This is a genomic window from Nonomuraea zeae, assembly GCF_005889725.1.
In the GTDB taxonomy this organism is placed as follows: Bacteria; Actinomycetota; Actinomycetes; order Streptosporangiales; family Streptosporangiaceae; genus Nonomuraea; species Nonomuraea zeae.
In genome coordinates, this window is the sequence record NZ_VCKX01000732.1 from 1 (window position 1) to 630 (window position 630).

Genomic DNA, 630 nt, shown 5'->3' on the forward strand with positions numbered 1-630 from the left:
CACCACCCAGGCCGACGGCACCATGTGATCAGGCAACCGATCGGCGACGAACCTGCGCGCCACCGACGACAGCCCACTCACGCTCTCCGAGTCATGCGCCACCAGATAACCGACAAGACGGACCTCACCGTCCTGCCGCGCCACCACGACCGCCCGCTCCACACCCGGGCAGCCGGCCAGCACAGCAGTGACCTCACCCGGCTCGACACGGAAACCGCGGATCTTGACCTGGTCATCCACCCGGCCCGCGAACACCAGCCCACCATCAACGCTCCAGCGGGCCCGATCACCGGTGCGATACATCCGCCCACCCCCGAACGGGCACGCCACGAACCGCTCCGCCGTCAGCCCAGGACGACCCAGATAACCACGCGCCAACTGAGCACCAGCCACATACAACTCACCGATCACACCCGGCGGCACCGGAGCCAAATACTCATCCAGCACATACAAGCTGGTATTGGCCACCGGGCTCAGCCCACCCGGCAGCCGAGTGGTGGCCACCCCGATCGTGGTCTCGGTCGGACCGTAGTGATTGAACACCGCACACCCGCGCACATCAGCGTTCGCGAGAACCTGCTCCAGCCAGTCAGACGCGGCAGCCTCCCCGCCCAGCACCAGCGACCGCCC

At 67.3% G+C, this 630-nt stretch carries 1 protein-coding gene; it reads right to left on the reverse strand.

Annotated features, from left to right (window positions below):
* Nucleotides 1-630: AMP-binding protein (locus ETD85_RS62655; protein ID WP_138699146.1), on the reverse strand; the 630-nt coding region annotated here is incomplete at both ends.